The sequence below is a fragment of the Salmonella sp. SAL04214 genome, assembly GCF_046550615.1.
Classification (GTDB): domain Bacteria; phylum Pseudomonadota; class Gammaproteobacteria; order Enterobacterales; family Enterobacteriaceae; genus Salmonella; species Salmonella enterica.
This window is the reverse complement of record NZ_JBGDXT010000008.1, coordinates 80,853-95,913: the sequence shown is the minus strand read 5'-3', so window position 1 is coordinate 95,913 and position 15,061 is coordinate 80,853. Positions and strand designations below refer to the sequence as shown.

The 15,061-nt window shown below is 54.8% G+C and carries 13 protein-coding genes and 2 pseudogenes; 2 read left to right on the top strand and 13 right to left on the bottom strand.

Annotated features, from left to right (window positions below; all coding sequences use genetic code 11):
- Window positions 1-2: 2 nt before the first annotated feature.
- Window positions 3-194, top strand: coding sequence for a DNA gyrase inhibitor YacG (gene yacG / locus ACLJQD_RS14820; RefSeq protein ID WP_001286419.1), 192 nt, complete (start codon window positions 3-5; stop codon window positions 192-194).
- 14 nt (window positions 195-208) lie between these two features.
- Here the strand turns inward: yacG and ACLJQD_RS14815 are convergent.
- Window positions 209-304: pseudogene (locus ACLJQD_RS14815) on the bottom strand (LysR family transcriptional regulator); the annotation flags it as partial.
- A gap of 26 nt (window positions 305-330) precedes the next feature.
- On the opposite strand from ACLJQD_RS14815, the pseudogene ACLJQD_RS14810 reads away from it, so the two are divergent.
- Window positions 331-483, top strand: a pseudogene (locus ACLJQD_RS14810) (aldo/keto reductase); the annotation flags it as partial.
- 33 nt (window positions 484-516) lie between these two features.
- Here the strand turns inward: ACLJQD_RS14810 and mutT are convergent.
- The 12 genes from mutT to murD form a co-directional block, all read right to left on the bottom strand.
- On the bottom strand, window positions 517-912 hold the full coding sequence (gene mutT / locus ACLJQD_RS14805) for an 8-oxo-dGTP diphosphatase MutT (RefSeq protein ID WP_000736058.1): 396 nt from the start codon (window positions 910-912) through the stop codon (window positions 517-519).
- 151 nt (window positions 913-1,063) lie between these two features.
- Entirely contained in the window at window positions 1,064-3,769 is a 2,706-nt protein-coding gene (gene secA / locus ACLJQD_RS14800; protein ID WP_000905756.1) for a preprotein translocase subunit SecA, read from the bottom strand.
- A gap of 61 nt (window positions 3,770-3,830) precedes the next feature.
- Window positions 3,831-4,328, bottom strand: a complete 498-nt coding sequence (gene secM / locus ACLJQD_RS14795; RefSeq protein WP_000014336.1) for a secA translation cis-regulator SecM — start codon at window positions 4,326-4,328, stop codon at window positions 3,831-3,833.
- Between the two features lie 278 nt (window positions 4,329-4,606).
- A complete protein-coding gene (lpxC, locus tag ACLJQD_RS14790; RefSeq protein WP_000595487.1) occupies window positions 4,607-5,524 on the bottom strand; it encodes a UDP-3-O-acyl-N-acetylglucosamine deacetylase in 918 nt (305 codons plus the stop codon).
- Window positions 5,525-5,624: 100 nt separating this feature from the next.
- Window positions 5,625-6,776, bottom strand: a complete 1,152-nt coding sequence (gene ftsZ / locus ACLJQD_RS14785; RefSeq protein WP_000462785.1) for a cell division protein FtsZ — start codon at window positions 6,774-6,776, stop codon at window positions 5,625-5,627.
- Between the two features lie 60 nt (window positions 6,777-6,836).
- On the bottom strand, window positions 6,837-8,099 hold the full coding sequence (ftsA, locus tag ACLJQD_RS14780) for a cell division protein FtsA (RefSeq protein WP_000588463.1): 1,263 nt from the start codon (window positions 8,097-8,099) through the stop codon (window positions 6,837-6,839).
- Window positions 8,096-8,926 carry a cell division protein FtsQ gene (gene ftsQ, locus ACLJQD_RS14775; RefSeq protein WP_000075728.1) on the bottom strand — a complete coding sequence of 277 codons (831 nt, stop codon included), beginning with the start codon at window positions 8,924-8,926 and terminating at the stop codon, window positions 8,096-8,098. Before ftsQ ends, ftsA begins: the two co-directional genes overlap by 4 nt.
- Window position 8,927: 1 nt before the next feature.
- The gene (locus ACLJQD_RS14770) at window positions 8,928-9,848 is read right to left on the bottom strand and encodes a D-alanine--D-alanine ligase (RefSeq protein ID WP_000763895.1); all 921 of its coding nucleotides are present in this window, start codon (window positions 9,846-9,848) and stop codon (window positions 8,928-8,930) included.
- On the bottom strand, window positions 9,841-11,316 hold the full coding sequence (murC, locus tag ACLJQD_RS14765) for a UDP-N-acetylmuramate--L-alanine ligase (RefSeq protein ID WP_001096072.1): 1,476 nt from the start codon (window positions 11,314-11,316) through the stop codon (window positions 9,841-9,843). The genes ACLJQD_RS14770 and murC overlap by 8 nt, the downstream gene beginning before the upstream one ends.
- A 118-nt stretch (window positions 11,317-11,434) precedes the next feature.
- Window positions 11,435-12,502 (bottom strand): undecaprenyldiphospho-muramoylpentapeptide beta-N-acetylglucosaminyltransferase, encoded by a 1,068-nt coding sequence (murG, locus tag ACLJQD_RS14760; RefSeq protein WP_000016613.1) that lies wholly within the window; start codon window positions 12,500-12,502, stop codon window positions 11,435-11,437.
- Window positions 12,499-13,743, bottom strand: a complete 1,245-nt coding sequence (gene ftsW, locus ACLJQD_RS14755; protein ID WP_001239803.1) for a cell division protein FtsW — start codon at window positions 13,741-13,743, stop codon at window positions 12,499-12,501. Before ftsW ends, murG begins: the two co-directional genes overlap by 4 nt.
- Complete coding sequence (murD, locus tag ACLJQD_RS14750) at window positions 13,743-15,059, bottom strand: UDP-N-acetylmuramoyl-L-alanine--D-glutamate ligase (RefSeq protein ID WP_000796443.1); 1,317 nt, start codon at window positions 15,057-15,059, stop codon at window positions 13,743-13,745. Before murD ends, ftsW begins: the two co-directional genes overlap by 1 nt.
- Between the last annotated feature and the right edge of the window lie 2 nt (window positions 15,060-15,061).

Here is a 15,061-nt window from a genome sequence, read left to right as displayed (position 1 = left end):
AAATGTCTGACGTGACCGTCGTAAACTGTCCGACCTGCGGTAAACCGGTCGTCTGGGGGGAAATTAGCCCCTTCCGTCCATTTTGTTCTAAACGCTGTCAGTTAATTGATTTGGGCGAATGGGCCGCCGAAGAGAAACGAATCGCCAGCAGCGGCGACCAGTCTGATAGCGACGACTGGAGCGAAGAGCGCTAACGGTGATGGCTCTGTTAAGACGGCAATATCGCCTTATGACAAAAATAATCAATAAATACGCGTAGTTTTGGCGCCATATGCGCGCGGCCGGGATAATACAAATAAAACCGGCGAGATTAGGCTATAACAGAAACGTAGCCGCCACTGCGCCAGGGTGGATGAAAACCTCGGCGCGTTATCACTGACCCTCAGCCCGCAGGAGCTGGCGGCAATTGAGGCGGTTTTTCCTCACGCCGCCGCCGCCGGCCCCCGCTACTGGCCGGAAATTATGTCGACATTAAATCGCTAATAAGATCGATGGGGATCGTGTTGCGATCCCCCACTAAGGCGCAAATTGGCGTAATTTACGAATAATCGGTTCATTGGCCGGCGGAAAATCGTCCGTATTCAACGCGTTTTGCGCGATCCACCGTCCCGGCTGTCCTTCTTTCCCCCACGGTTCGCCCTCCCAGCGTTCAACCAGCCAAAACCACAGCGTAATGTGTCTATCCGGGAATTGATATTCCAGAGTGTCGAATAATGTCACCTGTGTTGGCGTAATCCCCACCTCTTCCTGTAGCTCCCGGATCAACGCCTGCTCTGGTGTTTCGTCGGCTTCAATTTTTCCGCCGGGAAATTCCAGCTTGTTCGCCATATGCGCATCAGCGGCGCGTCGGGTAATAAAAATTTCGTCGTTCGGGTTGCGGATAATCCCAACCGCGATTTGCAGTTTTTTCATCTTGGTGCATCCATAAAAAAGGCGCAGTCGCCTGCGCCTTTTTATCTGTGTTCAATGCCAGGCCGAATAAGCGTAGCGCCCTTCGGCAATAATGCCAACACCGACCTGATGGCAACACATTATGTCTTATCAGGCCGGTAAGTTTATCGCATCAGCTCAGGCGACCGTGACACTGTTTGTATTTCTTACCGGAACCACAAGGGCAAGGATCATTACGTCCAATCTTACGTTCGCCGGTTTGGGCGGCCAGATCGGCAGCCACGGCAGCATCGTCATCCTGATGGCTTAGCTGCTGCATCTGCGCCAGGCGCTCCGCCTCTTCGCGACGCTGCATTTCCATCGCTTCGACCTCTTCCGGCATACGTACCTGGACTTTGCTCAGGGTACTGATCACTTCATATTTCAGCGATTCCAGCATCGCGGCGAACATAGCGAAGGATTCGCGCTTGTATTCCTGCTTCGGATCTTTTTGCGCATAGCCGCGCAGATGAATACCCTGACGCAGGTAATCCATCGCCGCCAGATGCTCTTTCCACAGGGAATCGAGCGTTTGCAGCATCACGCCTTTTTCGAAATGACGCATCATTTCAGCGCCAACCACCTCTTCTTTACGCTGATACACCTCGATGGACTGCGCCAGGATGCGCTCACGCAGCGTCTCCTCATGCAGCTCCGGCTCTTTATCCAGCCATTCGGCAATCGGCATCTCCAGGTCGAAGTCGTTTTTCAGGCGTTCCTGCAAACCCGGGATGTCCCACATCTCTTCCAGCGACTGCGGCGGAATGTAGGCGTCGATAGTCGCCTTAAAGACATCTTCGCGAATGCTGTTAATGGTGTCGCTCACGTCAGACACATCCAGCAGTTCGTTACGCTGGGTATAAATTGCACGGCGCTGATCGTTCGCCACATCATCATATTCCAGCAGTTGCTTACGGATATCGAAGTTACGGCTTTCTACTTTACGCTGCGCGTTAGCGATAGCTTTCGTCACCCACGGGTGCTCAATCGCTTCGCCCGGCTTCATTCCCAGTTTACGCATCATACCGGAGACACGATCGGAGGCGAAAATACGCATCAGCGCATCTTCCATCGACAGGTAGAAACGGGAAGAACCCGGATCGCCCTGGCGACCGGAACGGCCACGCAGCTGGTTGTCGATACGGCGGGATTCATGGCGCTCGGTGCCAATGATATGCAGACCACCGGCAGCCAGAACCGCGTCATGGCGTACCTGCCAGTCCGCTTTAATCTGCGCAATCTGTTCTTCCGTCGGCGCTTCCAGCGCGGCGACTTCCGCCTGCCAGCTACCGCCCAGCATAATATCGGTACCACGACCCGCCATGTTAGTAGCGATAGTGACCGCCGCTGGATAACCAGCCTGCGCAACGATGCCTGCTTCGTTGGCGTGGAATTTTGCGTTCAGTACGTTATGTTTGATGCCCGCTTTGGTCAGCTCTCTGGAGACCACTTCAGATTTCTCGATAGAAATCGTCCCGACCAGCACTGGCTGACCGTTCGCGGTACGTTCTTTAATATCTTCGATAATGGCCTGGATTTTTTCCGCTTCGGTCATGTAGACCAGATCCGGCAAATCTTTACGGATCATCGGACGGTTGGTCGGAACAACGACGGTGTCCAACTTATAGATAGAACTAAATTCGAAGGCTTCAGTATCCGCCGTACCGGTCATACCGGCCAGCTTTTCATACAGACGGAAGTAGTTCTGGAAGGTAATAGACGCCAGCGTCTGGTTTTCATTCTGAATTTCAACGCCTTCTTTCGCTTCTACCGCCTGGTGCAGACCGTCAGACCAGCGACGCCCCTGCATGGTACGACCGGTATGTTCATCAACAATGATGACTTCGCCGTCTTTCACAATGTAATCCACGTCACGGGTAAACAGCGCGTGCGCGCGCAGCGCGGCGGTGACGTGATGCATCAGCATAATATTGCCAGGCGAGTAGAGCGACTCGCCTTCATCCATAATGCCTTCTTGCACCAGTAGCTCTTCGATCAGCACCAGACCGCGTTCGGTCAGGTTAACCTGGCGCGCTTTCTCATCAACGGAGAAGTGGCCTTCGCCCTGGAAAGTGTCAGAATCTTCTTTCTCCTGACGAATCAGGTGCGGAATGATTTTGTTCACTTTTTTGTACATTTCCGAGCTATCTTCCGCCGGGCCGGAAATAATCAGCGGCGTACGCGCTTCATCGATCAGGATGGAGTCGACCTCATCCACCAGCGCATAATGCAGTTTACGCTGCACGCGCTCTTCCGGGCTGAACGCCATGTTGTCGCGCAGGTAGTCAAAACCGTATTCGTTGTTAGTGCCGTAAGTGATGTCGGCAGCGTAAGCTTCACGTTTGGCTGGCGCAGGCATACCTGGCAGGTTGATACCAACGGACATACCGAGGAATTCGAATAGCGGACGGTTGTTTTCGGCGTCACGCTGCGCCAGATAGTCGTTCACGGTTACCACATGAACGCCTTTGCCGGACAGCGCGTTCAGGTAGGCTGGCAGCGTTGCGGTCAGCGTTTTACCTTCACCAGTACGCATTTCGGCGATACAGCGATCGTTGAGCACCATACCACCCAATAGCTGAACGTCGAAGTGACGCATCCCAAAGACGCGTTTACTGGCTTCACGCACCACCGCGAACGCTTCCGGAATCAGGCTCTCTACGCTTTCGCCTTTTTCAATACGGGCGCGAAATTCGTTGGTTTTCGCTTTCAGTTCGTCATCGGAGAGTTTTTCCATCTCCGGTTCCATCGCATTAATAAGGCTGACGGCCTTACGCATACGACGCAGCGTACGATCGTTACGGCTACCGAATACTTTGGTTAATAATTTGATTAGCATAATAAAGTCTCAAATGCCCCGCGCCGCGGAGCTACAAATAAAGTAAAAGGGTCTTTTTTCGTTAGCTGAGACGTTGCGGACCGGCGCGGATACCCTGCGCCTGACTTATCCAGGCCGGGATGCTAAATGCGGTTTGTGGCGCAAAATACGCCAGGGAGAGGCGGCGAACAATCGCCGGCGGCGTGCCCTCCTGCGTGAGCATCGCGCTGAGCGTATTCAGTAAGGCGATATGATGCGCCTGTAATGGCGACGGCGCGTCGGCAACGGGCAGCGTTTGCGGCGCCATTGCAAAAGAAAGGTGGCGAATCACCGTGCGAATAGCGTGCTGATGCCAGTAATCTACGGTGAAATTGGGACGACGGTTAGAGGCTTCTAACAGCGCAAGATGGCTAAAGTTAACTTTAGACGCGGTGCTGGCGGTCGTCCTTGCAGGCGTATTGGTTTCAGCGGCGTTACTGAGCGCGGGCAAACCAAAACTCGCCGCGACCATCCCTAATAAGAGATGCGGCCAGAAGTATCGTCTGCCTAACTGTCGCCAGCGCGTCAGTATTCCACTCACGTCATTGCCACCTGATATGCCCCTCATGGGCTTACGGAATCAAAACAATTTGCGCACAAATCTTATCATTAAAGCGTACGCGCTACAGCAGTAATGACGAGAAGCTAAGGTGAAAATCGGCTAAGAAAACAGCGAACGCGCCGTGTTTCCATTTAACCCTGTCAAAATGGCTGTATTAAGGAAAGCGCAGATAAAGGATAGTAAAAAAAACGACTGGCTCGCCTGGCCGGAGAGAGTGCCAGGTTAACCAGTCGAATTTTATACGACAGCGTATGTCGTTATGCCAGTACCGTCGAAGGCGCTTTGAAAGCCAACGGCAGTTCTGCGTCGTCCTGGAAGGTCACAAATTCCCAGGCTTCCTGTTTTGCCAGGACTGCCTGTAACAATTTGTTATTCAATGCGTGACCGGATTTATACGCGGTAAACGCACCAATAATATTGTGACCACACATGAACAAGTCACCGATCGCGTCGAGCATTTTGTGACGAACGAATTCATCTTCAAAACGCAGGCCGTCTTCGTTCAATACGCGATAATCGTCAACAACGATGGCACAATCGAAGCTGCCGCCCAGGCACAGGCCGCGGGACTGCAGATATTCGATATCACGCATAAAACCGAAGGTACGCGCACGGCTGATCTGGCGCATGAACGCATCCGCAGAGAAGTTCATCGCGTAGCGCTGGCTGCTGGAATCGATCGCCGGATGGTTAAAGTCGATGGTGAAATCCAACGTAAAACCATTGTACGGTCTGAATTCAGCCCATTTATCGCCATCTTCAACCCGAACAGTCTCTTTGATGCGTACGAATTTTTTGGCGCAGTTCAGTTCATCAATACCGGCATCAAGCAGCAGGTAGACAAACGGAGCGGCACTGCCATCCATGATCGGGATTTCCGGGGCATTAACCTCAATAACGATGTTATCGATACCTAAGCCCGCCAGAGCAGCATTCAGGTGCTCAACGGTTGAAATCCGTACATCATGCTCATTCACCAGACACGTACAGAGCATGGTATCACGCACAGATTTGGCATCGGCCGGGAAATCTACCGGTGGATTCAAGTCGGTGCGACGATAGATGACCCCGGTATTGGCCGGCGCAGGGCGTAATGTCAGGGTGACTTTTTTGCCGGTGTGTAAACCGACGCCAGTCGCCTGAACGATACGTTTAAGTGTCCTTTGTTTGATCATCGTATAATCTCGCCAAATTACCTATCCAACCGAAGTGTACTATACATTCGGCGGGCCAGTTTAGCACAAAGAGCCCAGAATCCCAAATTCCAGCTAATTCTTAATCAGCTTGCTTACGCAGGAATGCGGGGATATCCAGATAATCCGGCTCTTTCGCCGCCTGTGGTGTATTGTCGTTAACCACTTTCGCGACCGTTTTTTGCTCCTGCGTCAGCGGCGCCATACCGTGCTGCTGATAACGATCCAACACCGGCTGCTGCACCTGTTTATTGGTGACCAGAGTGATTTCCGGACGTTTGTCCATACCAATACCGGTCGCCACTACCGTCACGCGCAGTTCATCATTCATATCCGGGTCCAGAGAAGTACCGATAACCACGGTGGCGTTATCCGATGCAAAGGCACGGATGGTGTTACCGACGGTTTCGAACTCATCCAGACGCAGGTCGAAGCCCGCAGTAATGTTGACCAACACGCCGCGCGCGCCGGACAGGTCGATATCTTCCAGCAGCGGAGAAGAAATAGCCATTTCAGCCGCTTCTTCCGCACGGTCTTCACCGCTCGCCACGCCGGAGCCCATCATTGCGTAGCCCATTTCAGACATCACGGTACGCACGTCAGCAAAGTCGACGTTCATCAGGCCCGGGCGGGTGATCAGCTCTGCGATACCCTGAACCGCGCCTTTCAGCACGTCGTTAGCCGCGCCGAACGCGTCGAGCAGGGAGATACCACGGCCCAGCACTTTCAGCAGCTTGTCGTTCGGGATGGTGATCAACGAGTCCACATGCTTGGACAGCTCGGTAATACCCTGCTCCGCAAATGCCATGCGCTTTTTGCCTTCAAAATTGAAAGGTTTAGTCACCACGGCAACGGTCAGAATACCTAAATCTTTTGCCACTTCAGCAACCACTGGCGCCGCGCCGGTTCCGGTACCGCCGCCCATGCCTGCCGCGATAAATACCATGTCTGCGCCTTCAAGCGCCGCACGCAGCGCTTCACGGTCTTCGTCCGCCGCGTTACGACCGACTTCCGGGTTAGCGCCGGCGCCCAGACCTTTGGTAATGCCGCTACCAATTTGAATGGTCTGGCCAACCGCCGTTTTACGCAACGCCTGAGCGTCGGTATTCACCGCGAAGAATTCAACACCTTCGATGCGCTCGCGCACCATGTGTTCAACAGCGTTACCGCCGCCACCACCGACGCCGATGACTTTAATCACCGCGTCGTTGGTTAGTTCCATAGGTTCAAACATAATCTCTCTCCGTCATGTGCCTGTCGCCTGAGGCCGTAATATCTGGCGGCCTCATAAAAATTAAAACTCTTTTCGCAGCCAGCTATTAAGTCGCTTGATCCACGAGCCAACTGATGCCGTAACACGTTTTTCCACTTCTGCTTCACCGTTTAAGTGGGACTCTTTCCCGTAGTGAAGCAATCCCACCGCCGTTGAGTAATACGGCTCCTGGGCATAATCCGTCAGACCAGTGATATTCAGCGGCGCGCCGATACGCACCTGCGTATGAAACACGCGCTGAGCGCAAGCAGCAAGCCCTTCGATTTGCGCCGCGCCGCCGGTTAACACAATCCCCGCCGCCAGGTGATGTTTTACCCCTTGTTGGCGAAGCTGTTCCTGTAATTGCAATATCTCTTCGTTGACCAGATTGAGCAGCTCGGTGTAACGCGGCTCAATCACTTCCGCCAGCGTCTGACGTTGCAGGCTGCGCGGCGGACGCCCGCCTACGCTCGGTACTTCAACGCTCTCGTCTTTACCGACAATGGAACCCAGCGCGCAACCGTGGCGGACTTTAATGGCTTCAGCATCGCTCGGCGGCGTACCAAAGGCATAAGCGATATCGCTGGTCACCACGTTCCCCGCGTAAGGGATCACTTTGGTATGACGCAGCGCGCCGCCAGTATAAACGGCGATATCCATTGTACCACCGCCGATATCCACGACACAGACGCCCAGTTCACGTTCATCTTCCGTTAACACGGAATAACTGGCCGCCAGTCCGGCAAATATCAGTTGGTCAACTTTCAGACCACAACGTTCAACAGCTTTGACAATGTTTTTTGCCATATCGTTGTGGCAGGTAATCAAATGTACTTTCGCCTGCATACGCACGCCGGAAAGACCGACCGGATTTTTAATGCCTTCCTGGTAGTCAATGGCATACTCCTGAGGAATCACATGCAGCACGCGATGTTCATCGCGCACGCGCACTGACTTCGCAGTATGCACGACGTTTTCCACATCTTCTTGCGTCACTTCCTCTTCGGAAATGGGCACCATACCAATTTCATTCTGACAGCTAATATGTTTGCCGGAAAGCGCCAGATATACCGAGGAGATCTGGCAATCGGCCATCAATTCCGCCTGGTCAATGGCGCGCTGAACGCATTTCACCACTGACTCAAGGTCATTCACCCCGCCTTTATCCATACCCCGCGATGGGCAACTGCCCACGCCAATGATATTGACCATACCGTCGGGCAGAACTTCCCCTACTAAAGCGGCAACCTTCGCGGTGCCAATCTCCAGTCCTACTACCAGTTTTCTGTCCGTCGCCTTGATCATTGTTGTTCTGCCTGTGCCTGATTCTGTTGCTGATTAGATTCCTCAGGGGGGAGCGGCGCCCAGCCAACTGCCGCACCTGAGTCATAACGCAAATCAACGTAGCTAATCCGTTTGCCATCGGTTTGCGCCTGCTGCTGTAAAACCGGATAGAGTTCTACAAAGCGAGCCAACCTTTTCATCGTATCGCCCCTGCCGAGATTGAGCTTAATGCCGTTATTAAGCGTCAATTGCCAGGAGCGACGTGCGGTCATCGCCGCTTCCTTTAGAGTGAATTTATCCTTAGCCAGCACCTGCCCCATCTCGCGGTATCCCTGCAACACTTCACTCGCGCTGCCTTCCGGGCCATACAACATGGGTAAAACCTGTTTGCCGATGCGGTCTGACGGCACGCTGAAGGTGTTCCCTTCAGCATCGACCATATGTTGATCATTCCAACGCGCAATCGGCACATATTCAACCAGATGAATCTTCAATTCATCAGGCCACTGTTTTCTGACGCTGGCCTGTTTAATCCACGGCAAACGCTCAATCTGGCTCTGGATAATGTTCACATCCTGCGTCATGAAGGTTCCCGGCGCGCCCAGAGCCAGTATCGCCTGACGGATATCATCGTTACGCGTGTAGTGACGCTCGCCGGTTAATACCAGCTTTGATAACGGTAAACGCTGCGCATCTTCCATCCACCCTAACACGACCCACCCGCTAACAAACACGGTGCACAGTACCGTCAGCAGGAATAAAATTCCTGCAAGACGCGTTCCATTATTGCGGCGTGAAGAAGGCGTCTCTTCATCACTGTTTCGCGTGTTCAGCGCAGCCTGCGACATATCAGTCCGCCAACTCCAGAATTCGTACCACTAACTGCGAGAAGCTCATTCCCGCCTGACGCGCCGCCATCGGCACCAGACTATGGCTGGTCATCCCCGGAGAAGTATTGGCTTCCAGCAGATAAAACTGACCATCGCTGTCCAGCATGACGTCAATACGCCCCCATCCCGTGCAGCCTAAAGCTTTCCATGCCTGCAGGACGAGAGACTGTAGCGCGGCTTCCTGGGACGCTTCTAAACCGGCAGGGCAGAAATACTGAGTCTCATCAGAGAGATACTTCGCCTCATAATCATAGAAGGTTCCTGCCGGTTGGATACGAATTGACGGTAAAATTTCTTCGCCAACTATCGCCACCGTAAATTCCGGACCGCACAGCCATTTTTCAATCAGTATTTCGTCATCATGCTGAAAAGCCAATGATAACGCACCCTGTAAAGCATTTTCTTCTACTACTTTCGTCATACCGACGCTGGAGCCTTCACGGCTGGGTTTGACGATCAGCGGTAAACCCAGCGCCGAAATTCGCGCTTTTTGTTCTTCGCTAAGGCCTTTTTCAAACTCAGCGCGCGTCAGCGCGACCCACGGCGCAACCGGTAAGCCTGCGCCCTGCCACAGCAATTTACTGCGCAGTTTATCCATGGAAAGCGCCGAGGCCATCACGCCGCTGCCGGTATAAGGCAGGCCGAGCAGTTCAAGCATTCCCTGTAAGGTGCCATCTTCACCGCCACGGCCATGCAACGCAATAAAGACCTTCTGAAAGCCCATTGCTTTAAGCTGCGCGACATCGACCTCTTGCGGATCGACGGGATGCGCATCAATGCCGCCTTCACGTAACCCGGCCAACACTGCCGCGCCGGAATTTAACGAAACGTCCCGCTCCGCAGAGGTTCCGCCCAACAGGACCGCGATTTTATCAGCCATGTTGCTCTTCCTCCTGGATTTGCGGCTTCAGCTTGATTTCAGATAAGTAACGCGCAATTTTGCCAACATTTCCTGCGCCTTGCACTAATATCAAGTCGTTACCCGTCAGCACCGGCGCTAACATTGTCGCAACCTGAGCCGGATCGGAAACCAGAATCGGGTCAATTTTTCCCCGATTACGAATCGTACGACATAAAGAACGGCTATCCGCGCCCGGAATCGGCGCTTCGCCCGCCGGGTAAACGTCCAGCATCAGCAGCGCATCGACCTGGGTCAGCACATTGGCGAAATCGTCATACAGATCGCGCGTGCGCGTGTAACGGTGCGGCTGAAACAGCATCACCAGGTTTTTATCCGGCCACCCTGCTCGCGCAGCTTTAATGGTGGCGTCTACTTCAGTCGGATGATGGCCATAGTCATCCACCAGCATCGCCGTCCCGGCTTTACCATTCACCGGCTCAAGCGGGAACTCGCCGAGGAAGTCAAAACGACGCCCGGTCCCCTGGAAGCTTTCCAGCGCGCGCAGGATAGCGTCATCGTCGATGCCTTCTTCGGTCGCTACCGCCACTGCTGCGGCGGCATTCAGGGCATTGTGGCGACCCGGCGCATTCAACGTGACATGCAGATCCGGCATTCCCTGGCGCAACAGCGTAAAGTGCCCCTGCGGCCCTATCTGCTGATAATCTTCTACGCGGACGTCAGCATCCTCGCTAAAGCCATACGTCGTGGTCTGACGCCCCACCCGCGGCAGCAGCTCGCGGATGACCGGATCGTCGACGCACATTACCGCGCGACCGTAGAACGGCAGGTTATGCAGGAAGTTAATAAACGTCTGCTTTAAATTTTCAAAGTCGCCATGATAGGTATCCATATGGTCGGCTTCGATGTTGGTGACGATCGCGACCATCGGCTGCAAATGCAGGAAGGATGCGTCGCTCTCATCTGCCTCGGCAATCAGGTAACGACTATGGCCCAGACGCGCATGAACGCCTGCGGCTTTCACCAGTCCGCCATTCACGAAAGTCGGGTCCAGCCCCGCTTCGGCATAAATACTGGACACCATCGCGGTCGTTGTGGTTTTTCCGTGCGTCCCGGCAATGGCGATGCCGTGGCGAAAACGCATCAGTTCCGCCAGCATTTCCGCACGGCGAATAACCGGAATACGCGCTTCATGCGCCGCGACAATTTCCGGGTTATCCGCGGAAATTGCGCTGGAAACGACGACCACGCTGGCATCACGCACATTTTCCGGACGATGGTTAAAGAAAATCGTCGCCCCCAGGCTCGTCAACTGCTGGGTCACCGGATTCGGCGCTAAATCGGAACCACTGATCTGATACCCTTCATTGGCCAGAACTTCGGCAATACCGCCCATACCAGCACCACCGATGCCGACAAAGTGAATGTGCCGAACGCGACGCATTTCGGGCACGATGGAACGCAGTTTTGCCAGTTGTTGTGTATTCATTCTTTACGCCATTAACTCCAATACCCGCCATACTTCAAATTGCAGATGCGTTGGCTTGCCTGCAACCCAAATTATTGAGGGTAGAAAAACCCTGCGATGCAAAAGGCACCGCCACAAATTATGTCCGGGCAACCCGGCTGACTTCACTGGCGACGCGTTCGGTAGCATCCGGAATGGATACCGCGCGGGCACGCTCCGCCATGGTTAACAACGCCTCGCGCGACCACCCCGCCAGGGTGTCGGCGACAGCCTCTACAGTAAACTGCGGCTGCTCAAAAATCTTAGCTGCGCCGGCGTTTTCTAACGGCAGCGCATTCCAGTACTGCTGCCTGTCTTTATGCTGAAACGGCACGAATATCGCCGGTAATCCGGCGGCGGCGATCTCGCTCACCGTTAAAGCGCCGGAACGACATACCACCACATCCGCCCACGCATAGGCGGCGGCCATGTCATCGATAAATTCCGTTACCTTATGTTGCGGTTGTCCCGCCCCGGCATATGCCTGCTCTACCGTGAGCTGCGCGCCTTTTCCGCTTTGATGCCAGATTGTAACCGTATCGCCCAGTCTGGCGGCAACCTGCGGCATCGTCTGGTTCAGGACTCGCGCCCCCTGAGAACCGCCGACCACCAACACGCGAATCGGGCCGTCACGACCGGCCAGACGCACCTGCGGCAACGGCAACGCCAGTACGTCGGTACGCACCGGGTTACCCACCACTTCCGCGTTCGGAAACGCACCGGGAAACGCCTGCATCACCGTGGTCGCGATTTTGGCCAGCCACTGATTGGTTAGCCCGGCGATACCGTTTTGCTCATGCAAAACGACCGGAATACCCAATGACCAGGCGGCAAGACCGCCGGGGCCGGATACATAACCGCCCATTCCCAGCACGACATCCGGCTTAAATCGCTTCATGATCGCTCGCGCCTGCCGCCAGGCGTTAAAAATCCGCAGCGGCGCCGCCAGAAGCGCTTTTACGCCTTTACCGCGCAGACCGGAGATCCGAATAAAGTCAATGTCGATGCCATGCTTCGGCACTAAATCCGCTTCCATACGATCGGCGGTACCCAGCCAGCGAACCTGCCAGCCCTGGGCCATTAAATGATGCGCAACGGCCAGTCCCGGGAACACGTGCCCGCCGGTACCGCCCGCCATCACCATTAACCGCTTCGGTTGACCACTCATCGAGAACCTCGTGTAAACGCCTGCGCTTTTTCCAGACGCGTTTCATAATCAATACGTAATAAAAACATAATGGCCGTCGACATAATCAACAGACTCGACCCGCCATAACTGATCAGCGGCAGCGTAAGGCCTTTGGTCGGCAGCATCCCCGCGGCCGCGCCAACGTTTACCAGCGCCTGGAAACTAAACCAGATACCGATAGAACACGCTAAAAATCCGGAAAAACGGTGGTCAATCTCCAATGCCTTACGGCCAATCGACATCGCGCGAAAAGCGACGAAGAATACCATTAAAAGCGCCAATACCACACCGATATAACCCAGTTCTTCCCCAATAATGGCGAAGATGAAATCGGTGTGCGCCTCCGGCAAATACTCCAGTTTCTGCACCGAATTCCCCAGCCCTTGCCCCCATATCTCACCGCGACCAAAAGCCATCAGCGACTGCGTCAGCTGATAACCGCTGCCGAACGGATCTTCCCAGGGGTTCCAGAACGAGGTAACGCGGCGAATACGATACGGTTCGGCGAGGATTAACAGAATCACCGCCGAGATGCCCATCCCGATAATGGCGATGAACTGCCATAATTTCGCCCCGGCGAGAAACAGCATCGCCAGCGTGGTGACAAACAGTACGACCACCGTCCCGAGGTCAGGCTGCGCCAGCAGTAACACCGCCAGCACCAGAATCACGCCCATTGGTTTTAAAAAGCCGCGCAGGTTATTTCGCACCTCATCAACCTTACGCACCAGATAGTTCGCGAGGTAGCAGAACAGCGACAGCTTGGTAAACTCCGCAGGCTGAATACGCAGCGGCCCCAGCGCAATCCAGCGCGACGCCCCGTTGACCGAGCTCCCGACGACCAGCACGATAAGCAGCATAATGATCGACGCTATCAGCATCGTCGTGCTGTATTTTTGCCAGAAGGTCATGGGCAAACGCAGCGTGACCATCGCCAGACAAAATGCCAGGAAGATATAGAGCGCATCACGTTTGGCAAACAAAAACGGATCGTTCGCCAGGCGCTGCCCGACTGGCATGGAGGCCGACGTCACCATGACAAAACCAATCGCCGCCAGCCCGAAGGTCAGCCATAGCAGCGTGCGGTCATACATGATCAGACTGTCGGCGTCTTTATCGCGCGAAGCCATCACCCAGCCTTTAAGCGCCGCAAACAGCCAGGCCAGGAGGCCAAAGCCTGGTACGCGCGGCATTCTCAGACGGGGGAGAGATAAACGCATCAACCTAACTCCTTCGCCAGACGGGTAAAGACATCGCCCCGTTGCTCAAAATTTTTAAACTGATCGAGGCTGGCGCAGGCGGGCGACAGCAGCACCATATCACCCGGTTGAACGCGCGGCGCCAGCAAACGCATCGCCTCTTCCATCGTCTCAGTCTGTTGGGCGATTTCCGGACGCAGTGCGGCAAGCTGCGCGCCATCGCGCCCAAAGCAATACAGGCGGATACGATCGCCGGTCAGATAGCGCGCCAGCGGAGAAAAGTCTGCCGACTTACCGTCGCCGCCCAGCAGCAGATGCAGCGTACCGTCCACATGCAAACCGTTTAGCGCCGCTTCGGTACTGCCGACATTGGTCGCTTTAGAGTCGTTGATCCAACGTACGCCGTTATGCTCCAACGCCAGCTGGAAGCGATGCGCCAGACCGGTAAATGTCGTCAACGCCTTCAAACTGCTGGCGCGCGGCAGACCTACGGCATCCGCCAGCGCCAGCGCCGCTAACGCATTGGTATAGTTATGCTGGCCGGAAAGCTTCATCTCTTTCACGTTCAGCACCTTCTCGCCTTTGACTCGCAGCCAGGTTTCGCCCTGCTGACGATTAAGGTGATAATCACCCATATTGACGCCAAAGCTGACGCAGCGCTCATCGGCCCCGCGAACCGGCATCGTCAACGCGTCATCGGCATTCACTACGCACACTTTCGCCTTCTCGTAGACGCGCAGTTTCGCCGCCCGGTACTGTTGCAAACCAAACGGATACCGGTCCATATGATCTTCAGTGACGTTGAGCACCGTTGCCGCCGCCGCTTGCAAACTTGAGGTAGTTTCCAGTTGGAAACTGGATAATTCCAGCACGTACAATTCGCGATCGGCATCCAGCAGCATCAGCGCCGGAAGACCGATATTGCCGCCAACGCCGACATTGACGCCCGCCGCCTTCGCCATCTCGCCCACTAAGGTGGTCACGGTGCTTTTGCCGTTCGAGCCGGTGATGGCCACAATCGGCGCTTGCGCTTCGCGGCAAAACAGTTCGATATCGCCGACAATTTCCACTCCAGCGCTGGCGGCAGCGCTAAGAGAGGGATGCGCCAGAGCAATACCAGGGCTGGCGACGATTAAATCCGCCGCTAAGAGCCACTCGTCGTTCAGGCCGCCAACGTGACGCTCAACCTCTTGCGGCAGCTTATCCAGACCCGGCGGCGTCACGCGAGTATCCATCACCCGCGGCGTCACGCCGCGGGCGAGAAAAAAGTCCACGCAAGAGAGTCCGGTTAAGCCCAGACCAATAATGACGACGTTTTTGTCCTGGTAATCAGCCATGA

Coding starts and splice junctions, on each gene's coding strand:
- yacG (WP_001286419.1), top strand. CDS start 3: ATGTCTGACGTGACCGTCGTAAACTGTCCGACCTGCGGTAAACCGGTC.
- mutT (WP_000736058.1), bottom strand. CDS start 912: ATGAAAAAACTGCAAATCGCGGTTGGGATTATCCGCAACCCGAACGAC.
- secA (WP_000905756.1), bottom strand. CDS start 3,769: ATGCTAATCAAATTATTAACCAAAGTATTCGGTAGCCGTAACGATCGT.
- lpxC (WP_000595487.1), bottom strand. CDS start 5,524: ATGATCAAACAAAGGACACTTAAACGTATCGTTCAGGCGACTGGCGTC.
- ftsZ (WP_000462785.1), bottom strand. CDS start 6,776: ATGTTTGAACCTATGGAACTAACCAACGACGCGGTGATTAAAGTCATC.
- ftsA (WP_000588463.1), bottom strand. CDS start 8,099: ATGATCAAGGCGACGGACAGAAAACTGGTAGTAGGACTGGAGATTGGC.
- ftsQ (WP_000075728.1), bottom strand. CDS start 8,926: ATGTCGCAGGCTGCGCTGAACACGCGAAACAGTGATGAAGAGACGCCT.
- ACLJQD_RS14770 (WP_000763895.1), bottom strand. CDS start 9,848: ATGGCTGATAAAATCGCGGTCCTGTTGGGCGGAACCTCTGCGGAGCGG.
- murC (WP_001096072.1), bottom strand. CDS start 11,316: ATGAATACACAACAACTGGCAAAACTGCGTTCCATCGTGCCCGAAATG.
- murG (WP_000016613.1), bottom strand. CDS start 12,502: ATGAGTGGTCAACCGAAGCGGTTAATGGTGATGGCGGGCGGTACCGGC.
- ftsW (WP_001239803.1), bottom strand. CDS start 13,743: ATGCGTTTATCTCTCCCCCGTCTGAGAATGCCGCGCGTACCAGGCTTT.
- murD (WP_000796443.1), bottom strand. CDS start 15,059: ATGGCTGATTACCAGGACAAAAACGTCGTCATTATTGGTCTGGGCTTA.